A 22135-nucleotide genomic window follows, 5' to 3' on the forward strand; every position below is an offset into this window, starting at 1 on the left:
AGGTGACCTCTTCAACGAAGCGGAATGTGAAGCCGCTAAGGAAGAAGAGGTTGAGGTTACGACGACCACCACAACCACAACGAAGAAACGCGGTAAGCGTAAGCCTCTTCCAAAGACCTTACCTCGTGAAGTTATCGAACTTGATTTAGACGACCATGAAAAGCAGTGTGCATGCTGCAATCATGACCTGCATAAAATCGGTGAAGACAGCAGTGAAAAGCTGGAGTTTTCGCCAGCCGTACTCAAAGTGCTGGAATATGTTCGCCCTAAATATGCTTGCCGCCAGTGCGAGCAAACTGAAGACAGCAATCACATCGTTCAAAAGCCAGCACCGCAAAGCATTATCCCGAAGAGCTTTGCCACAGAAAGCTTGCTTGCCAACATCATTCTTGGCAAATACCAGTACGCGATGCCACTTTACCGCCAAGAGTCGCTGTTTACCCAGTCGGGAATCGAGCTATCACGAACCACTATGCCAGATGGGTTATCCAAGTTAGTGAGAAGTTCAAACCACTCTATGCCGCTCTAAAAGAGCACTACTTCAACAAGTGGTGTTCCAGGCGGATGAAACGCCACTCAATGTTCTCAAGGAAGAAAAACAGTGTTACATGTGGCTCTACTGCTCGGGCGCAGACTCGCCAGAAGCCGCACTCCCCAATGTGAAGAATATTGCCTTGTACGACTATCAAAACAGTCGCGCGAGGGCATGCCCTGTTGCCTTCTTGGGGGATTACAGTGGTTATCTACAAACCGATGGCTATGGTGCCTATGATGGTCTTTATCACGTCACCAATGTTGGCTGCATGGCACATGCACGGCGAAAGTTCATGGAGGCTAAGAAGCTTCAAGGTAAAGGTAAGTCAGGCAAAGCAGATAAAGCGCTGGCCAAAATCCAGAAGCTCTATGGGATAGAATCGCGCTTAAAAGGTGCGACTGTCGAAACACGAAAAGCAGAACGTCAACTGCATAGCAAACCGATACTGGACGAGTTGTACGAGTGGATGACATCTCAACAAGTGATAGCGTCTAGCCCGCTGGGTAAAGCGATAAAATACACGCTCGGCCAATGGCCGAAGGTGATCCGCTATATCGATGACGGTCACTTATCGATAGACAATAACCGCGCTGAACGCGCAATTAAACCGCTGGTCATTGGCAGAAAGAACTGGTTGTTCTCGAACACGCCAAATGGTGCTGATGCGAGTGCGATGCTTTACAGCATCGTCGAGACTGCGAAAGCCAACGGCCTTATCCTCTACGACTACATGGTCAAGTGCATGAAAGAGCTCGCGAAAGCTGAGCCCGATATCGATGCACTCCTACCTTGGAACCTCAAACACTAACAAATATCGCCCCGTGGGTTCATGGGGCGTTTACGTCGTTTCTAAACCCACGATAAGATCTTCGTCAACGACAGTATTTAACACCACACCGCCACTAAATTTTTTAGGGCGTTGATGTCCAATATCTTGCCCATTCCACCATGGGACACCCGTTGTCGAGTTTTCCACAAAACAATGAGAAGCAGATAAAAGATAATGACCAGCAACAATCACACCACCACAAGAAAAATCTGAAACTCTATAAAAGTCATTTAATTTAAAATACTTATAAACAGAGGTGAAATATGGGAACTCTTTTGGTGTCGCACCACTACCACCATTAATTTTCAAATCGGCATTTGCTGGTGTAGATAGTAGTAATGGTAAAACGGCTAGAGCAGAAGTAATTAAAGTTTTATTCATTAAAGTGTTAACCTTCTTCAGATAAATCTAGTGACAATCAATACAAGTACTATCGCATTTACTATTAACAATTTAACAAATACAGACTCAATCAATCAAAACACTGTACAATTATGCACATGATAAAGGCTTATGCTGATATTAGATAACAAGATAAGGACAAAAAATTGCAATATAAGGACTTTAAACTCGCTACTTCACTTGTTATAAAAAGTAATATGTGAACGGTTACACAATTCGTTCTATATTTAAAACAATAAAAACTTATTTTTTTAAAAAGCCTAATCATGATAATTAGGCTTTAAAAATTGCAGCTATAATACTTTCTTTATACTTTATTGAATAACGAAGTATCATGTGGATTTTTAATTCGCCATTTATTATATAAGTGGCTACAGTAGGCAAATACGGCAATGATACTTAATGGCCCCAATATAAGTTGAATTAAGGAGCCACTGAAATTTTCATTCCAATTTTCAGGTCCAGGTACTAACGCAGCAATTGTAGCAGCAATAAATATAAGCACCATAGGTAATACAGATAATATCGGCAAAACTTTACCTTTACCTAAAAAGTAAAAGTCGCGCTTAAAGTCTTTATTCTCAGAGTTTAATCGAAGTTTTATATAGCCAACCATCAAGAACATAACTGGTATAGTTGCAGCACCACCATCTAAGTTTTTCACAGCGATAAGAAGCGAGTTCATTCCTGAGCTAAATTGCCCAAACATAAACACAACGATAATAACACTAACTAAAATACCTTGCATACGTAGTGCGTTTACAGGTGTTCCCTCTTTGTTTACTTCAGACAGCTTACTTCCAAATATCCCTTTGGGTGCATCAACAAAAAGCATCTTAACAGGGGCAGAAGTCCATAACATTAATGAACCACATAAGGTCGTTAATAATAAAAACAGTGCTATGACATTTGTCCACCATGAAGGAAAATCAAGTTGTTGGAATACAACATAAATTGTAGACATCAGTCCCAACTTAGAAGCTTGGTCTGCAGGAAGAATCATGTTTAGTAACAGCGCAGAGAAGATCATAATACCAGAGAAAATCATAACATTGAGTGTTAAACCGATTCTGAAAGAACGTTCACCACCTTTAATGTTACGCTTATACGCAGCAAGGGCTTCTAAGCCACCGATTGATTGTAGTGCCCATGACATCGAAGCAATTTTTGACCAAGAAAGATCAATACCTGTCATATATTCAGGAATAACAGGCATACCATTGAAAGAGATATTGCCATGAGATAATTTTAGTATTGCAGCAACAACAAAGACGACCGTTAAACCAAAGCCTGCATAACCAGCAAATGATAATAAGCGTGATAGCCATTTCGGCCCTTTCATTGAAACCCAAGTTGCTAACCAGAATAATAAAATAGAAGTAAAGCTTATAATTGGTTTAAACCATAATTGATTTGTTAAATGGGTTACAAACTCGACATTACTACTAAATGTATAAAGTGTATAAGTTATGATATTTGGCAATAAATCGACAAAATAAAAGATATTTACATAAAAATAGAAAAATCCGGCAATAAAGCCATATTTCCGCCCGAATATTAGATTAAGCCAAGTTTGATAACCACTCTCAGAATCTTTGAGTTTTTCAAGAGAGGAAAATTCAATAATCATAAAAGTATACGGGATCGCATATAATAACGATGCAAAAGCATACAGTAGCCATGAATTATGCCCCCAGTCGATATATTGACTCACAACACCTTTAAGAACAAATCCACCACCAGCGATAGAAAAGAAGAGAAAAGTGATAAGTGACATTTTATAACGCGTATCAGTTTGTTCAGACACAATTAATGTGTCGGCTTGTTCAGACATTATTATTGCCTTCTTGTTATTGGTTTATATATTGCCGATGCAAATTACACCGGCAACGTTGGTTAAAGTTATTTATTTTTATTGGTGTTTATCGGACGAACAATAAATGAGTAATTGAGCTTTTGAATTGGTAGTTGGTACTTTAGTGGCGGTAAAGACCCCCATGAGTTCTGCCCTCCAGTCCCCATTTGTGCCAAATCAATATTCAGCGTCGTAATATTACTAGGTTGAACATCTACCCCATGCTTTTGAGATATTGGCGTTAAGCCTGAAGCACTTTTACTCGATGTATCAGCAATGAAGTCCAGCTCAGTTGATTTAAATGGCCATGCGCTGGTATTTAACAAAGTATCATGGGCCTCGACTTCGATACCTTGCCCATCTATATTCGTTAATTTCATCCAACGAACATCCGTTTTATTACCGGATTCTTGTGGTCGAGGATAAGCGTGAAATTGATCCCATGTGGTTCCCCCATATATTCCGATTTTCGCACCTTTTCGGTCAGAATATGTTTCACCAGGTCCTCTCCCATACCATTGCATAAAATTAAACATTTGAGGCATTTCAATTTGAGCACCAAAACGGAGCATGATGGGTAATGTCAGATCTGTTGGTTCAAAATTAATATCAACCTTAAACTCACCAGATGAAGTAATATGATAGGTTATTGATATATAACTGTGAACTGCTGGCAGTTCGTATTTCGCTTGAACAATAATGCTGTGCTCATCAACGAAATAAGATTCTATCGAACTAAGTATTTTTGAACGTCCAGCGTCTTTCCATACAGCACTACTTTCATGAAGGTTAGCTCCTAAATCATTATCAGTAACACCACGCCAAAAGTTTGGAGTAAAGCCAGAAATAAATAATTTCGTACCTCTATGACTATAATTTGTTATATCACCAGTTTTACAATCAAATACTAATGAGAAGTCACTTCCGAGTATTTGAATATCTTGTGTTGTTTTATCAAGTGTTAATTTTTGCTCATTCGTAATAGTACGTAATGTATTAATAAGTGAGGGTGATAGATTAAATTGTTCCAAGCCGAGTTCATGACCAGCTTCGAGAAGACCTGTAGCATCTTTTAGACGTGCACTAATTGTTATAATATGTTCAGCATCATCACAATAATGTATAGTTTTTAGTGGTACATTAACAATCTGATGTGAATTTGCTTTTATTACGATTGAATCTAGCGAACCACAATCTATTGATACACCATTGCTCAATACTTCATAAAAAAGCTGAATATGATCAAGATCGATAAAGTCATATCTATTTTCAACTCTAAACGATCCCTCTGTTAGATCATCAGCGATAAAACGTATAGGAGAGTAAACCTTCTTGACTTCTTCCATGTGTGGATGAGGTTCTCTATTTGGCGAGACAAGGCCATCATTCATGAAGTTACCATCAGTCGGCATTGTTGGGTGATAATCCTTACCATACCCCCAAAACTTTTGTCCGCGATCATTTGTTAACTCTAAAGCATGATCCATCCACTCCCAGATAAAACCACCTTGTAAGTTGGTATTTTTATCTATAATTTCCCAATAATTTCCAAGAATCCCGAGAGAGTTACCCATTGCATGGGCATACTCGATCATAATCATTGGTCTTGTATCCCCTTTTAGGGCAAATTCTTCAAGACGTTCAAGAGTTGGATACATCGGGCAAACAATATCAGTATAAGGTGCTTCACCTGCTGGCTCATATTGTATAGGTCGGCTACTGTCTTTTTCTTTTATCCATTGATACAAAGTTTCAAATACGCAACCAGTGCCAGCTTCATTTCCCATCGACCAAATTATAATAGAGGGATGATTTTTATCGCGTTCGACCATCGCTTTGACACGATCAAGGTGCGCTGGGATCCACGACTCTGTATCACCAATTTGAGTTTCAGGTTTTAAAGCAAGTGGATGAGATTCAATATTGGCTTCATCAATTACATAAAGCCCATATTCATCACATAGTTGATACCATCGAGAATGACATGGAAAGTGGCTGGTGCGTACAGCATTAATATTATGCTGCTTCATTAATTTAATATCTTGAATCATGTATTCTTCAGTGGGTACATGACCTAATGTAGGGTGTAACTCATGGCGGTTTACGCCTTTTATTTTTATTGCGACTCCATTGACAAGTAACATACCATCGACAATCTCAACGCGACGAAAACCCACTTTGTGACTGCATGTTTCTAAAACTTCCCCATCTGAATTCGATAATGTCAGTAACAATGTATATAAATTTGGTGTTTCAGAAGTCCACAGACGCGGACTATCCAGTGTACCTTGAAAATTTATAGAGCCACGGTCATCAACATATAACGCTGTATTTGCCACAAAAACTGAACTAAAGCCCGTTGAATCATCAAGTAATTCTGTTGAGATTAAATATTTTTCTTCTTTACCGGAGTTAGTTAATGTCAAATCAACATCAAATGATGCACTTTGCCAATCATCACTTAATTCGTTACTAAATTGGGCATCATATATTCTGGCTTTTGCTGTTGAATAAATAAATACATCACGTTCAAAGCCTGACATATCAAGCATATCTTGCTTTTCTAAATAACTTGCATTAGACCAGCGATAGACTTCAACAGCTATAATATTTTTACCGCTTAAAACATGCTTAGTAATATTGAACTCAGCAGGATTTTTTGCATTTTGTGTATAACCTACACGCTCACCATTGACCCAAATGAATGCTGCCGTTCTCACACCACCAATATGTAAAAATATCTCACGGTTATCCCACGCTTCATTTAAAACAAACTCTCTGCGATAGGAACCAACAGGGTTATAATCACGTGGTACTTCAGGCCAAGAAGTATCGAAAGGGAAACGTTCATCTACATAAATAGCATTATCCCATCCTTGAGCTTCCCAGTTACCTGGTACCTTGATTGTTGCCCAATGATTACAATCAAAATCAATGCGATAGAAATCTTTAGGCCGTGATGACGGATTATATGAACAATTAAAATGCCATAATCCATTTAATGATAAAAAATTTTCAGCCTTTTCCGGCTTATTAATAATTGCTTCTGTACGACTCACAAATGGAAATAAATAAGGACGCGGCAACTCTTTGTTTATTCCATTTATCGTATGATTTTCAAGAACCGCAGGTACATGGTCCTTTTCGCTATAAAGGTTATTTATGTAACTATCCTTTGCTGTTTCAATATTCATCAAACATCCCCAGAAAAAGTAAATAACTAATTTACTAAATTTTTACTTCGATCTGAGTGGAAATTAGCAGTGTTTACCTGTTTTTTATGTGACTTAAGTAGAATATATAGCTAGAAGCTAATTATCACCACGCTAATATTTGAAATTACAAACAAGAAAAAAGTAAAATTAAGTAAAACATTTACTCCTGTATGTACTGTAAATACAGGAGTGTCAGCTTTTATTAAAAAAAATTAACACTCAGTCATTTCATTTTCTGTATCTATGTTTTTAAAAATATGAAGTGAGAAAATTACTTAATAACTATTAACCTGCCTTATGTAGCCATAACTTAATTTTGTGATATTGTTCACTAGTAATTAATCTATTAACAAAAAAATACGATGAAAAATAAAAACAAAAATACGCTTGGCGCTATTTTGATAATAATTGCGACATTATCATTAACGTTAAAAGACAGCGCGGATAAGTATCTGATACAACATGATTACCACCCTATTCAAATGGTTTTCTTTCGCTTTGCTATTCCATTTCTATTTATGCTGATTTTGATGCCTAAACAAACAAAAACAGCAATTTTAGCTACTAATAGTAAATTACTGTTACGTTCATTTTTATTTTTAATGTGTGCTGTTACATCAGTGATTGCTTTAAATTACATACCACTTGAGATATACATTATCATTGTTCAGATGGGCAGCATTGCTTATATGTTAGGTGGCGCAATATTTTTTAATGAAAAACTTACAGCTATTAAAATTATTGCAACCATACTTGGGTTTATCGGTGTTGTCATAGTAATAAATCCAACAAACATTTATGGCTTACATTGGATGTATTTATTGCCCATACTAATTGCAGTGACTAATTCAGGTTATAATTTAATAACTAAAACCATTGATTCAAAAATTTCACTAGTGTCAATTTTAATAAACTCATTTTTTATATTAGGACTCGTATCAACATTGGCACTAATTATAGACCCAGATATCTGGAAGACACCGTCCTTAGCAGCATTACCTTATTTTCTCACCATCCCTATAGTGACTATCGTTTCACAGTTATGTTTAATCAAAGCCATGAACGTGGCCGAAGCCTCTCATGTCGCTCCATTTTTCTACTTTCAAATCTTATTTTCATGCATTTTTGGTTACTGGTTGTTTAATGAAATCCCAACGGTTTATACCATAATCGGTGGGATATTTATTGTTATCGCGGGCTTGCTTATTACCTATTCAAGCTACAGACCTTTTTCAAGTAAACATAAAGCATCATTAACAAAAAAATAAACACTTGCACTTAATTGGTTCAATCACTAACCATTTAAGTGCATAAACTTCATTGTTCATCTATATACCACACTAACATACTGATTTATAAAAAGAGAAAGTTGGTATGAGATTTTTAACAATTCCAACGTATCATAAAATAAAGGTGTGATTATGTATATTGAACATAAACATTTTAAACTTCCTAACAATGCATCGGAGGTTGATGTTTTCATTAGTCCAACAGGCGATATCGAAGTTATGATAGAAGGGAATCAACAAGTACTGAAAGGTGATTTTCATAATCTTTCATTCAAGAAAATGAATGCAGGAATTGACTTGATATACAAGACACGTTCAAAGAAAAGCTCTTGGGATATTATCCTGACACCACAGGATGCAGAAATGGTAACTAAAATGATGAATGAAGCCGATGAAAATTATGAAATTATTATGCGAGATTTATAGTAATGTCAGGGGTTAGAAGCCTAACCCCTTTGATAAATAAAACTAATAATTATAAACATAAAAACAACCTAATTTATCATCAATATTATTTGAACAACATTAAACCTATATGTTAATTAAAAATATTATGTAGTTACTTTCAAAATCAATATATAGTTAACAATACAATTAAGAATATTAAAACAAATATCAACACTTCGTCCGCCCATAAAAAAATCATTATTAGCTTTTGTTTAGCCTGACAATATTGTGAAAATTCAAATATTAAACATTGTGATATTGTCATTACATGTATTTTATTGATGTTAATTGTAATTATATATAAATGATGTTTTATGTATTACATCACGCCATGTTATGTGTCGAGGTCGAATTGTCGATAAATGCCTTATCACTAATAAATTAAATAGGTATATTTCCGGCCTAAATTTACTCACTGTTATCTATCCACCTTTCAAGTCTCGCTTTTATGGTAGCGGCTTCTTTTGCTTTTTCTTTCGCATGGTCGGCTTGTTCTCGATAGGTTTCACCTACAAAAAAGCCTGCTACTAAGAAACATAAAACCAACAATATGAATAAGCTAACTTTCGCTTTCTTTATGTTTAACATGCTATATTGCTTCTTTTCTCTCTAACTCGTTGCTCTAAAATATAAGTGTAACTTTATAATAATAGTTAGAATTCCCCAAAATAACCGCTCTAATTACTCATCTACCTATTGCTGTAATAGCTATTTTCTTTTCATAAAATTTGATCTATGCCGTATCATTTGTATGATATATGTCTAATTATTATTAAAAGATATAATTCAATGACTATTAAACTAACTTCCCCATTAAAACGTATCCGTCGTATGCGTCGCAGTGCAAATATGCGTGATCTTGTTCGTGAACACGAATTCAAATTAGTCGATCTGATCCACCCTATCTTTATTGAAGAAACGTTAACTGAAAGAATGCCAATCAGCACTTTGCCTGGGATCTCACGCATTCCTGAAACTATGTTGGCCGATGAAGTGAAAACACTTTATAAGTTGGGCGTGCGTTATGTTATGCCTTTTGGTATTTCACACACCAAAGATGAGATTGGTAGCGATACATGGAATGATGATGGCTTACTGGCACGTATGGTGATTACCATTAAAGCAGCATGCCCAGATATGATGGTGATCCCTGATATTTGTTTCTGTGAATACACTACGCATGGTCACTGTGGTGTTTACCATGACGAACATGTTTTAAACGATGACAAGCCGATTCTATTGAATCGTATTTCGTGTCATTGATTATAAATTTTTAATAATTTCAATATTTTAAACTGTATATCACTGATAACCAATGTTGACAACATTATGGCAACTTGTTACGGTATTGTTAATCCGTCTTCCAGAGGGAATATACGTGAATACAACAATACTGAACCGTTTGTCGCTTTTATCTCAAGCCTTATCTAAACCACTTCATACACAATTATTTAACTATATAGAGAGGCGCTACCCAAAACTCGATAGCTCTGAATATTTAAGACACTTGAATATTTATGCGGCTTTTATTTTCTCTCAGGGTAAGCAAAATTTTAGAGCCATTGAGATACTTAACGATAAAGATAAGTTTAAAGCTCATACAGATCAGCTTATTGGTTTTATTTATTGTGAATCGGAAACTAATTCTCTCTCTGGTAAAAGAGCCATTGTGTCGACTCTTCACCGTATGATGTGCGACCTTGCGAAAGCAAACCACACCGATATCAAGTCCCAACCTTTTAGTGCCAGAAAGATAAACGATTACACTCAGAACTGCATTGAAAGCTATCAATCCCTTGAACGTAATGAAGAAATACTCACGTATCTCAACGGCTGGTCGGTGACATCACAAGAGCGTAAAGCGTTTTCTGTCGATCTTGATTTTATTTATGTGAAATACGGACAAGCTTTTACAGATAAAATTAACGATGCCCTCAAGCGGTATGCATTAACCCAAAAAACAAACTCTTTAAAAAGTAATCTCGATAAAATTATATCTTTACTTAAAACCACTTCTTCGATTGATAGAAAGGCAACGGTGGAAAGCTTTGAATTATCACTCAGTGAAAAGTATGTGCAATCGACTTTCTATAAAGCGTACCAATTACAATTTTCTGAATGTCTCGTTAAGGGCAATAACCTAGTAAACTTTAATAGAGCATTTAATGACTCAATTGATATTTACACCTCTGTGTTTATCAACACAAAGTTTTATCCTGCCCCACTAAAAGCGTTTATAGCACCGACTATGCTAAGCGTTAAAAATCCGCCCAGCTTCTCAACAGGCGGTAAAACCAGTGAGCTAGAGAAAATGCGATGGTTTGCTAATATCCCTCTGCACATCAAAGATGAACAAGCCATTGCGATGATAGAAACGCGCATTGAACGAGACATGAATATATTGAAAACGGTATTCACCACGCATTTTAATCAATTACAACGGCGACAAGAGCGAAATAAAACCTTTATTGAAAATGGCATAGTGAAGCCTCTTGAGGGGAATAAAGGTTCTCGTAAAGGCAACAATAAAGCTCAAGCTTATCCTATTGGCGAACACCACTTAGATAACACCATTGCCACGTTTTATCACTATAACATTAATGGCTATAAGGGTCTTTTTTACATTGACTTTCTAGGTTTTAAAGGGAAATGCGAACCACTACTCAAAGAGTTAAACCTACCTACAAATGAAACGCTGTTTACTTTAACTGCCTTGCTTGTCATGGAACATCCAAAAATCACCCCATCTTGGTTGCAAAAGCTACAATTGTCCAATGAAAACGGTAAGTTAACAGGTTATAAAAAAGTCGGTGAGCAGTTTATCTTAACCAGTGAGAAAGCGCGTAGAGGACGAAATTTAGCGCAGCAAGATGTCATACTCAATGAGTTCTCTAAATCCATCGTGGACTTTATCGTTCAACATACACAAATAGCAAGAGAGCATTTAAAAGCGATTAGCAATCCCGACTGGAAGTCTTTGTTATTAACATGCACATTAAATAAAGCTGTGAAGCCAAGTGAAAAGAGTCAATTATACAAACCCTTGCCACTTGTCAGAAAACGACTGAATGATAAAGCAGCGTTGCCACTTGAATATGATGTATCAGCACAAGAACTCGATATCATCGCCAGCATCACCACTCATAGGGTAATACGTCGTCACCGCGCACTGCAAATCTATCTCGAAACGGGCTCACAAAGTGCGGTTGCTGACGCACTTGGTCATAAAGAAGTAAATCAAGATTTACTTGATACCTACTTACCGAAACCCTTGATGGAGTTCTTTACCGAGCGTGTCATCAGGCAGTTCCAAAAAGCGATCATTTTTGAGGCAATGAAAGAATCCCCTTATTTGCTCGATGCTGTCAATATGACCTATGAAGAGTTAGAGGAGTTTTTGGAAAATCATGGCTTAAATGACATCCCTGATTTAAACGCAGCCACGTTTGATAAAGCTGCCTCACAACAAGCTGAACAAAGTATTTTCGATAGCGTGGTGTTTACTGTCACCGTGCCATTACTCCAATTGTTGTTGAGCATTAAAACAATCATTGATAACGACAATGATGCATCCCGTTTTAATGCGTTAGTACAACACTGGTATCAATCGGCAACTTATCTCTTTAAATGCATTGAAATGGCTGACTTTGATAATGACGACATCCTGGAGATGTACCAAGAGGCGAAATGTTCACCTTTTGACCACACCATCATTGAGGGACTGCTTTTATGCTAACCGCTATAGATAATTTCGCTTATCTTAAAAAATTGACCAATGACATCGTGAACAACCCTGACATGCTCAATAGGATGCACGTAGACACGCTTTCTCAGTTAACCAATTATGCCGTTGCAACGGATGATTTTCGCGTCCTTGGTTTGCTGACAGAGATTCATACGGGCATTCCAATGAAAGCAGACTCGTTGCCCGAATGGTGGTTATCTGATTTTTATGACGACATTACCAAAATACAATTTCAGCACCAACAAAGCGCCAAAGAAATACGCTGGTGCGACATCACTTTAGATGATGGTGAGCCGCTAACCAGTGAAAAACACCAACCCTTACTTAATGCCTTTAAACACTGGCTCATCGCGTGTGATAACCCGTTAGAGAATGGCGGTAAGTTAATAAGCTCTAAAAGTGCTGCGGGGAAATATAGTCATATTCTAACGCTCATTAATACCATTTTACTCAATGGTCATGCGTTAAAGTTATCCCAATATCATTTAGAGAAAGTCAGCGAAGCATTTTGGCTCAACGTACTGTTAACTATCGCAGAACATTCAGGCTCAATTGATACCGATTTATACAAAACCCATGAACGCATTAAGACGTTACTGGATAACGTTGAGGTTTCAATGGAGGAACTCAACGCATTTAAAGCAAAATACCCCTATGTGACCCGTGACATTGCCAGCGATGAAAACATTCTCAACCTTAACGATAGAGTCAAAGCCTGTTGTTGGCTGCATCAGCATCGATATTATGCGCAACACACAAGCGACAAAGTTGGTCATGGTAATCCTCAAGGCAACAACACCATTCTCACGGCAAAACTTTTTGAGGGAAAAATCCTGACCGATGCAATTCAACTCTCCCCTTTTCCTGATCTGGCATTAAAGCCCACCCCAATTAAGACTGAGTATCAAGCCGTCCCAAATAAAAATAAGGGTAATGGATGTTCAGCAAAAGTGCTTCGCCAGTGGCATCATGCTATTCAACTAATAAACACCAATATCGATAAACACGATGTCAGCACATTTTCCCCTGTGACCAGCGAGGTATCCGTTGATGCGGTACAAAGCTTAACGACACTGAGCAAGCAAGGACGTACCCGCACCTTACCGCCTGAGTTTGTGTTTGATTTATTTAGAAACAGCTATGAGCTATTGGAAAATTTTTGCCCTGCGCCAGATAAAAAAGAGGCGAATTTTTTCGATAACCTACTTGATGTATTAACAACAGTCCACTCAAAATCGACTGCTGCGTTCTCCAACCCTCACCGCCCTCACACTAGTTCAAAGGCATTTAATAAGGCGTTACATGGTGATTTACCACAATCTGAACGCGCACATTTTGTTAAATTTGACGCGCTCGATGTAATCCCCCCTGATTTTAAGCAAAAAGGTATTATGCAATTTGAGGGACTACCTGCAAGTGCTGAAAATCGTCATACTCGTATACGAAATAACGAATCCATGCTTGAGATTTTCACGGTACTACAGGGCGCAATTCAGTTAGTGGTTGGCGCAATCATGGCAAGACGACAAGATGAACTGGTTCAACTGAAACCTTTCGGCAACCTTGTTTTTAATAACAAGGAGGGGAAACGCACATCGGATGCTAACCCCTATATTGAAGACAGTGATAACTGGCACTTACGCTTTAAAGCCAAGAAAACAGGGGGAAAAGGGGAAAACATAACCATCGACAGACCGATATCTTTATCTGTTGCCCGATTTGTGTACCAACTTGAACAGTTTAATCAACAAGCGATTGAGCGCGGTATCGCGACAAAAAACGCGCTCACTTTATTTAATTTCATTGATGTAAAAACCTTTCAACTGAAAAAACGTAATGGTGGTCAGTTTAATGATGCATTTGATGCGCTGTGTGATTATTTTGAAACCGCAATCGTGGAAATGGATAATGGTGAGTATCGTCGTCACTACGTGCGACAGCACCAGTTAAGACGCTTCTTTGCCTTGGTGTTTTTCTGGTCAAAAGGCTATGAAAACATGGAAGCACTGCGCTATATGCTTGCTCATTCCGATTTAGAGCACTTACACAATTACATTACCGAGTCAGATACAGGTAGCGTACTTAACAGCGCGAAAGCGAGTGTTATCGCACAAAGTGTTATCAGTGATAAATCACAGATTGACAATCTTGATGAAGTCGAACACTTACGCAAAATCCTCGCTAAACGACTGACAGGTAATGCTAATAAAGCACTGCATATTCGCACGTTGGATGATGCTCTCTTTGATTATGGAGATGAAAGTGAACACCGCACAACCCCCCACATATAACAACTTCAAACCGAGCAAGACCTTGAGAACGAAGTATTAATGTTACTCGAAAGCGATATTATCAGCCTAAAGCCAGAGTTTTTTACAATCAAAGATGAAAACGGAGAAGACATCAAAACTTTCAACCTTATATTAAAAATTAATGAGTTAGAGGCTGAATAATGAATCAAGAGAAAAACCAACTCAAAGTCATAAAAACACGGGATTTTCTAAAGGAAATCATTCGCTCCCCGAAAACGTTCCAAGAAGATAGCGCTTTAGTCAAGCAATTGAAGTCGCAAGGTGGACTGGCAAAATTTGAGTGCAGTGAACGTAATATTGAGCCATGCAGCTTAAATACCTTTAAAACCAATGCTGACGAGGTAATTCGTGGAGGCTTTGATGAAATCGATGCGCTAAGAAAAAACGCTGTAAACGCGCTTGAGTTTGAAATTAAGGGCAAAAAGTCACGCAAAGGTAGCTTAAACACACAAGCTGGACAAAAGAACCGTATTGCTGAGCAAAAAAAGGAAATTGCAGCGTTACAGCGAGAAAATATGTTGCTGACTGCCTTGCTGCGCGAAGCCCGTTCAAAAATGAAAACATTAGCATCACACAAAGGCACAGAGGAAGCGCGTTGGGAAGCCTATCTGGATGCTAACCACCAAATCCAAAACGTGAGCGATTTATATTTTGATGGTGAGATATGATAACTAACACGCTAAAGGATATGGAGTTTTGGCTACATATAGGTGTACCAAGTCACGCTAGGAAGATAAAGCCTATTGATGTGCCATTCCTGAGTTATTCCAACTATAAACCATGCCTAGAAGCCAATGCTTATATGCATCATTTAGTCGCTCAGAAGCACCTTAAAGCAACCAGCATTAGAACGTATGCAACTAAAATCGTCCATTTAATTCGATTTATCGAAACGCAGCCAATATTGAGTCGATTTAGTCAACTGACAGACAGCTCGTTTACGCTTTTTATCCAGAATCTAACATTGGAAGTCAAGCCCAATGGTGAACCTAAACGTTCATCAACTGAGGTCGCCAAAATCGGTGAAACGTGCATTCAGTTTCTTCAATTTGTTCAGTCATTCCATGACTTAACGCACTTCATCGGACAAGATGAAGTCAATGCCATTACCGTATTAGAGAAAAGGCACTCAATCTTGATTGAGGGACGAAAAGATAAAAAAGAAGTCATCACCATCACGCATACTTCATTGCCAAAAAAAGGGGCTGTTAAAAGTCGCCATCCTGTTAGCAAAGAAGATGCGCTCAAGATTTGGCAATACATCAACACTCAGAAAAAAGACCTCTCTTCTTTCACCGTTCCTAAAGCAAAAAGGCAGGCAAAACGAGAGCAATACGACAAGAGAAAACGCGATAAAGCCATCTATGTGTCGATGGAAATGCTTGGTGGTCGTGTGAGTGAGTTACATTCGCTGAGGTATAGCGATTACCTTGCAGCGAGAGAAACGGGAAAACTCAAAATAAAAACCAGCAAGAAGCGTAATGATGAAGGTAGTCATCGTTACTTACCTGTCGATCACATACTTTTAGAGCAAATAGCTAACTATACCGATGTGAGAAAACGGGTGATGAAAAAGTTTGGCGTTAAGCACGACTACCTTTTTATTTCTTTAACTAACGGTAAACCTCTTAATGCTAAATCTTGGACAAAATACATCAAACAATGGGCTGACGAACTAGGGATTACAGGTCAAGTCTCACCGCACTTATGGCGACATGCGCGTTTAACTAACTGGATGATAGATCGGATTCTTGCGTCAAAAGAAATCAACAGCAAAGACGATTTCAGAAAGAACGTGCTTCACACCATGCAATTTAAGAAAGAGCTACAGCAAATTTCAGGTCATGAATTAATTAGCTCTCTTGATACATACCTTGACCTTGCTTGGGAGTCTCTGCATGGCTATACCACGGTTTACAATGCCGCTTCACTCAAAACAACAGTAGAGAGTATGGAGCGAGAAATAGAGAGTATTGAGGCGCAAATAGAACGTAAAGAAATAACGTCGATACAAGCTATTCAGAACATAAAATTGGTTATAGCCGCATTCAAGAAAGATGTTCTTAGATCAAACCAAATTAAAGGCTAATAATTTCATAAAATCATAACCACAAATCTATCCAACCTCGTAAATAATAATGTCCTATTCTCATCGTTGAACGGACATAACGCTATCATTAAAGTGAAAATCGCTCGTAGCCTTTCTAATGCGATAGTCGCAAAAGAACATTTTCGAGCGATTTATCTTAATACAACTAAAAATCGATACTCATCACTAAAACTTAGGATGGCTAAATTTTAGTAAAGGGCTAGATTAACGAAAATAAATGATTTTTCTATAAGATTTTAAATTAATCATATTCATCGAGGGAGCCGTCAACATTAAACTCCTCTATTTCCCCTAATCCAAACTTTCCAACTATGAGTTTACACCTCATCTCGATCGAGATACTGATCGTACGACCACGAACATCACTTTCTCTCCGATGATGACCACTTGCAGAAGCGCCAATAATTGTTACAAAGTTATTTTTAAAAGTTACTTTTTCAATATGAATATCGTCGATATCTTCAAATATTGTATCTGAGTCTCCTATAGCTCCAGATAATCCCTCGCAATTCAGTAAATCATAAGGGTTATTGTAGTGGCATAGTGAATTTGGTCACTTAGTTAGAGGTGATATCATCACTTCATACGTTAACAGGTGACACTATGACAAATCGTACAAGACGACTATTCAGCGCAGAATTCAAGCTCGAGGCTTCACAGTTAGTGATTGATCAAAATTACTCAGTGGCAGAAGCCGCCCAAGCCATGAATGTGGGTAAATCCACGATGGATAAATGGGTTCGTCAGCTTAAACAAGAACGACAAGGCAAAACGCCAAAAGCTTCGCCTATGACCCCTGAGCAAATAGAAATTCGGGAATTAAAAAAGAAGTTAGCTCGTCTTGAAGAGCATAATGAAATATTAAAAAAAGCCACGGCTCTGTTGATGTCGGACTCACTGAACAATTCTTGATGATCAAGAAACTCAAGCAGAGCTATAGCGTAAAAACATTATGCGAAGTCTTCAATGTTCATCGAAGTAGTTATAACTATTGGCTAAAGCGTCCAACAGCGATTAGGGCGGAAACAGTCAAACTTCGCAGCTTAGTTAGTGAGGCCCACGCAGCAAGCAACGCCTCTGCGGGAGCGAGGACTATTGCAGATATAGTCACAAATCAGGGTTTAAAACTGAGCCGATACCGAGCAACAAAACTCATGAGAGAGCTTGGTTTAGTCAGTTGCCAACAGCCAAAGCATCGATACAGAAAGGCTTCTCAAGAACATGTTGAGGTTCCAAATCACTTGGGCCGACAGTTTGCTGTTACCGCCCCAAATGAAGTTTGGGTTGGTGATGTTACGTATATTTGGACAGGAAATCGCTGGATGTATTTAGCGGTTGTTATTGATCTTTTTGCCCGCAAAGTGATTGGTTGGTCGATGTCTTTATCACCTGATTCCAGTCTGACAGGCAAAGCTCTTTCAATGGCTTATGAGTCGCGTGGTAAGCCGAAAGGCGTCATGTTCCACAGCGATCAAGGTAGCCACTATACAAGTCGAAAGTACCGTCAATTACTGTGGCGTTTTAAGATAAAACAGAGTTTATCTCGCCGAGGAAATTGCTGGGATAATGCACCAATGGAGCGTTTCTTTAGAAGCTTAAAGACCGAATGGGTGCCAACAGTGGGTTATCGTAGTTTTGCTGAAGCTCAACAAGAGATCATCCGCTACATTATCGGGTATTACTGTCAACTCAGGCCGCATCAATATAATGGCGGCCTAACTCCCAACGAATCAGAACGATTATATTGGGAAAACTCTAAAACCGTGGCCAATTTTAGTTGACCACTACAACTGGAATTATTGATGCCATTGCATTTTCAATAGATCTGCTAGGAATAGCTTTATAATCATAAGCATCTTTTATTTCAGTAATTGAAAGGTCTAATTTAACGTCTAAACTTAGCTCTGTTCCAGATACCGGGTCAATTGCATATTGGTGATTAAACGACTCGCCTTGATACCCTTGACCAAGACAACCAACAACCCTTTGAACACCAAAGTATTCTGCATAGAACGTGACTAAACCTGTTTTCTGATCACCTTGTACTGCAACGCAGTGTAATGGAACCCCTGACGGGCGATTAACGACAAGATCTCGAACATAGTAATAACCAAAACAAGCCTCTGCATTTTGGTCTGTCAAATACGCAATAGCGTTTTGACATATGGTTGTTGACTGTTTAGCGTCACTAACCACTGCTAACGCAGACTTTACAATAGAGCGCCCCGCATCAGTACCTCCAAAACTTAACCTAAACTCCATCATTTCAGGGCTATATGTAGACTTAACTTGGGCGTTGTCTAAAAATGAGTCAACGTCTGCATTTGGATATTTTCGAGCAACACCTTTCAGCATTCCTTTTGCTTCTTGAATTGTTCTAGCTTGAATCGAAATTTGAACTTGGCCATCTACGATATTTTCACGATATTGAGGCTTGGGAATAGTCATGCTTCCATCGTGCTCAAGAACAATTTCTTTACCATCAGTCATACCAAATTTTTGACGAGGAGCGTTCCCTCGTTCTCTTGAAATTCTAAAAAATAGACTCAATGGATTTAACTGCTTTGCCAGTTCATTTTCCCATGTATCACCAGATTTGTTATTGCACGCATTACAGATGAAACCAGTGACTTTCTTACGTCCTCCAATTGCATTAGGAATAATATGTTCTTTAGTATCATTATCTTGTGTGATTTTTTTACCACACAGCGGACAATTTGAAGCCATTTTATACTACCTTTATTATTTATTTTCGCAAAGCATATAACGCCGCGTTAAGTAGTGAGCAACGCTGCCACTGAACCTAAACCATTGCACCGTAAACACAAAACTTAATTTAAACTAAAAATGCCACGCGTTGCGAATCTGCCTTAAACGCTTTGTTATATGCGTACTACTTGCTTGGCTAAAGTTGTCAACAAATCAAGGTTTAAAGGTTCTCTGTATGCCTTTTCGAATAAATTGAATACGGCTTGGTCATGTTGCTTTAAATATGTGAAGCTTTTCTTTGAGCCCAAATACCACAAACCTCGAATGTCAAAGTATATCTCTAGGAGATCATGTTGGAGCCAAGTACGACGATAGTTACCATCTAAATCTTTATCATGCGCACGCTCTAGCATTTTCATGACCCACTCTTGAAGATGTGCCTTATCTATAGCAGACATTGGCGGTTTTCCATCTGTGAGCTTTTGCTTAACTTTAGCTAAGTAGTCTCTTCCTAAGCCTTGTGTATCATGAACAACTTTTCCATCTCCGAAGCGAAGTGATTCTTCAGGAATTGAATTTAGAAACGTGGTTGGGTAAACCCAAACATCAAGATAAACACCGTGAAATAACCTTGCATCTTTTTGTTCATCTGGGCGGTCACAGAAACAAGCGATATCTATATCACTTGTTTCTGTGGCTTCATTTCTCGCATGAGAACCATAAAGTATGACTGTATGAGGATCATATTTTTCTTTCAGCTCTTCCAATGCTAAATCTAGGATATCGTCCATTTTTCCTCCAAGCATATAACGCCCAATTAAGGTGTGAAGCACGCGACCACAGAAGTTGATTTGACCACCGTAAACGCTGAACTAAACTCAAACCAAAAATTCCAAGCGTGCTGAATCACTCTTAAATTGTTTGTTATGTTCGTTTCAGATCTTTCTTAGCCGAAACTAGAAGCTCTTTCAGAGCTTTGTCATGCTCTTGAAACTCTTGTTCATAAAACTCAAACTTAGGTTCATTGTAATAATCTAATATTTCTCGACTTCTAAGCTTTTGAAGAATATCGACAGAGTTTTGTGATATGTAAAAAGACCCAATGTCAGTAGCTTTACTTAGTGATGAGGATGCCTTTATGTATTTTTGTAGCAACTCACGCTCCCTTTCATCAGAAAGACCAGTACCTTGACCATAATCCTCTTTGTGGACACGAAAATATTTAATCATGTCATAAAGAGCAACTATGATTTCTTCGTATGCTTGTTCACGCCTAGTTATTTGTGACTTGTAACTCTCAAGCTTTAGATCGTACTCGTGCTTCACCGAAGCTTTGAGCCTTTCTAACAACCAATTTCTGCATAAAAAAGTAAGTAAAGCTATCAGGCTAACACTGCTGATCGAACTTATAATTGCTATTAATATATTTTCCATAACACTCCGAGAACATAACAGTATATTAATAAGCATTCTTACTTTTACGCAAAAATATACTTATAAAAAATAGATATTATACTCGATATAATCGTTAAATATTATGAGCTTACTAGCACTTTCTTACACTCACCGATTTGAAAGAGGGTGTGAAAAGTAAGAAATGTATTTAATCAGTCTTATTAAATACAAACTGAAATGTTAAACGATATAATTTTCAATTAGTTATGATTTCACTTCTGTTTTTAACAAGAAATATTTCTTATTAAAAACAGAACTAAAGCGATAAAATCACCGCACTTCATTATAACTGTTGATATACACAGTGAATAAAACTAATCCAAAATCACGTTAACGAGGTATGAATGAGTAATAGCACTAAGTAGGAATGGGGCAGAAACTAGTTAGAGCTGAAGACGGACTATTATAAACAACAGGAAAAATTTCTTATCCACTCTAAAATGAATATTTAATCACTATTCATTCAATATAAAGAGTATTAATAAGAGAGTTTAATTGTTTGTGGTTTTGTTTTGCTAACACCTGATGTAATGCGTTAAGTAAAACTTAAGATAGAGAAAAGAATCGTATATTAATTGATAAGTTTTAGTTAGCAGCAACCATATCAACAAAACTTTAAAACTATTAGTTAAACAAAGTGTAACGGCAGCTCGTGCCGGTGCTGATATGCTTGCGCCATCAGCCATGATGGATGGTCAAGTTAAAGCAATTCGCGAAGGGTTAGATGCCGCAGGTTTTGAGCATGTGGCTATTCTTGCTCACGCTGTTAAGTTCGCCTCATCATTTTATGGGCCATTCCGAACTGCGGTTGATTGTGAATTAGCAGGCGATCGCAAAGAATATCAAATGGATTGTGCTAATGGCCGTCAAGCATTACAAGAAGCTTTACTTGATGAAGAAGAAGGCGCAGATATTTTAATGGTGAAACCAGGGACACCTTACCTTGATGTTGTAGCGAATCTTCGCCGCGAAACTCACCTTCCTCTTGCTGTTTACCAAGTGGGTGGAGAGTACGCTGGGATCAAATTTGCAGCTTTGGCTGGGGCACTTGACGAAAAACGTGTGGTATATGAAACATTAACAGGCTTTAAACGTGCAGGTGCAGATTTAATTGTCAGTTACTACACCAAGCAAGTGGCTGAGTGGATGGCGCAAGGCAACGCTTAATAAACTTACTTCTACTTCCGTCTTAAACCTTGTGCTAAGAACTATTAGGTTTAAGACGGCATTTA

Annotated in this window: 16 protein-coding genes and 1 pseudogene; 10 read left to right on the forward strand and 7 right to left on the reverse strand. The window is 38.0% G+C overall.

Annotated elements, in window-relative coordinates; all coding sequences use genetic code 11:
- Positions 1-1343 (forward strand): annotated as a pseudogene (locus SKA34_RS01780) (IS66 family transposase); the annotation flags it as partial.
- A 30-nt stretch (positions 1344-1373) separates the two neighbouring features.
- On the opposite strand, the gene SKA34_RS01785 reads toward SKA34_RS01780, so the two are convergent.
- The 3 genes from SKA34_RS01785 to SKA34_RS01795 form a co-directional block, all read right to left on the reverse strand.
- On the reverse strand, positions 1374-1745 hold the full coding sequence (locus tag SKA34_RS01785; protein ID WP_006643778.1) for a trypsin-like serine protease: 372 nt from the start codon (positions 1743-1745) through the stop codon (positions 1374-1376).
- A 328-nt stretch (positions 1746-2073) separates the two neighbouring features.
- Positions 2074-3600, reverse strand: coding sequence for an APC family permease (locus SKA34_RS01790; RefSeq protein ID WP_006643779.1), 1527 nt, complete (start codon positions 3598-3600; stop codon positions 2074-2076).
- 68 nt (positions 3601-3668) lie between these two features.
- Positions 3669-6815 (reverse strand): glycoside hydrolase family 2 TIM barrel-domain containing protein, encoded by a 3147-nt coding sequence (locus SKA34_RS01795; protein WP_006643780.1) that lies wholly within the window; start codon positions 6813-6815, stop codon positions 3669-3671.
- Positions 6816-7198: 383 nt separating this feature from the next.
- On the opposite strand from SKA34_RS01795, the gene SKA34_RS01800 reads away from it, so the two are divergent.
- Both SKA34_RS01800 and SKA34_RS01805 read left to right on the forward strand, forming a co-directional pair.
- The gene (locus SKA34_RS01800; RefSeq protein WP_006643781.1) at positions 7199-8104 is read left to right on the forward strand and encodes a DMT family transporter; all 906 of its coding nucleotides are present in this window, start codon (positions 7199-7201) and stop codon (positions 8102-8104) included.
- Between the two features lie 153 nt (positions 8105-8257).
- A complete protein-coding gene (locus SKA34_RS01805; RefSeq protein ID WP_006643782.1) occupies positions 8258-8551 on the forward strand; it encodes a hypothetical protein in 294 nt (97 codons plus the stop codon).
- Positions 8552-8980: 429 nt separating this feature from the next.
- On the opposite strand, the gene SKA34_RS01810 is transcribed toward SKA34_RS01805, so the two are convergent.
- Positions 8981-9160 carry a hypothetical protein gene (locus SKA34_RS01810; RefSeq protein WP_006643783.1) on the reverse strand — a complete coding sequence of 60 codons (180 nt, stop codon included), beginning with the start codon at positions 9158-9160 and terminating at the stop codon, positions 8981-8983.
- Between the two features lie 201 nt (positions 9161-9361).
- On the opposite strand from SKA34_RS01810, the gene SKA34_RS01815 reads away from it, so the two are divergent.
- The 6 genes from SKA34_RS01815 to SKA34_RS01845 all read left to right on the forward strand — a co-directional run bounded on the left by SKA34_RS01815 (position 9362) and on the right by SKA34_RS01845 (position 18520).
- A complete protein-coding gene (locus SKA34_RS01815) occupies positions 9362-9835 on the forward strand; it encodes a delta-aminolevulinic acid dehydratase (RefSeq protein ID WP_006643784.1) in 474 nt (157 codons plus the stop codon).
- 115 nt (positions 9836-9950) lie between these two features.
- The gene (locus SKA34_RS01820) at positions 9951-12308 is read left to right on the forward strand and encodes a hypothetical protein (RefSeq protein WP_006643785.1); all 2358 of its coding nucleotides are present in this window, start codon (positions 9951-9953) and stop codon (positions 12306-12308) included.
- Complete coding sequence (locus SKA34_RS01825; RefSeq protein ID WP_006643786.1) at positions 12302-14608, forward strand: hypothetical protein; 2307 nt, start codon at positions 12302-12304, stop codon at positions 14606-14608. The genes SKA34_RS01820 and SKA34_RS01825 overlap by 7 nt, the downstream gene beginning before the upstream one ends.
- Positions 14609-14769: 161 nt before the next feature.
- Positions 14770-15297 carry a hypothetical protein gene (locus SKA34_RS01830; RefSeq protein ID WP_006643788.1) on the forward strand — a complete coding sequence of 176 codons (528 nt, stop codon included), beginning with the start codon at positions 14770-14772 and terminating at the stop codon, positions 15295-15297.
- Positions 15294-16718 (forward strand): tyrosine-type recombinase/integrase, encoded by a 1425-nt coding sequence (locus SKA34_RS01835; protein WP_006643789.1) that lies wholly within the window; start codon positions 15294-15296, stop codon positions 16716-16718. Before SKA34_RS01830 ends, SKA34_RS01835 begins: the two co-directional genes overlap by 4 nt.
- A gap of 624 nt (positions 16719-17342) precedes the next feature.
- Positions 17343-18520, forward strand: a protein-coding gene (locus tag SKA34_RS01845) for an IS3 family transposase (RefSeq protein ID WP_086004105.1) whose coding sequence is annotated in 2 segments (ribosomal slippage) — positions 17343-17601 and positions 17601-18520 — 1179 coding nt in all. Because the reading frame shifts where the segments join, the coding sequence is not laid out codon by codon here.
- Here the strand turns inward: SKA34_RS01845 and SKA34_RS01850 are convergent.
- The 3 genes from SKA34_RS01850 to SKA34_RS01860 form a co-directional block, all read right to left on the reverse strand.
- Positions 18513-19466, reverse strand: coding sequence for an HNH endonuclease (locus tag SKA34_RS01850; protein ID WP_006643790.1), 954 nt, complete (start codon positions 19464-19466; stop codon positions 18513-18515). The genes SKA34_RS01845 and SKA34_RS01850 overlap by 8 nt on opposite strands.
- 155 nt (positions 19467-19621) lie before the next feature.
- Positions 19622-20239 carry a nucleotidyltransferase domain-containing protein gene (locus SKA34_RS01855; protein ID WP_006643791.1) on the reverse strand — a complete coding sequence of 206 codons (618 nt, stop codon included), beginning with the start codon at positions 20237-20239 and terminating at the stop codon, positions 19622-19624.
- A 133-nt stretch (positions 20240-20372) separates the two neighbouring features.
- Positions 20373-20882, reverse strand: a complete 510-nt coding sequence (locus SKA34_RS01860; protein WP_006643792.1) for a hypothetical protein — start codon at positions 20880-20882, stop codon at positions 20373-20375.
- A gap of 624 nt (positions 20883-21506) precedes the next feature.
- Between SKA34_RS01860 and SKA34_RS01865 the strand changes: the two genes are divergently transcribed.
- Positions 21507-22070: a hypothetical protein gene (locus tag SKA34_RS01865; RefSeq protein ID WP_369750669.1), complete on the forward strand. Its 564-nt coding sequence runs from the start codon at positions 21507-21509 to the stop codon at positions 22068-22070.
- Positions 22071-22135: the final 65 nt, after the last annotated feature.

Source organism: Photobacterium sp. SKA34 (genome assembly GCF_000153325.1).
In the GTDB taxonomy this organism is placed as follows: domain Bacteria; phylum Pseudomonadota; class Gammaproteobacteria; order Enterobacterales; family Vibrionaceae; genus Photobacterium.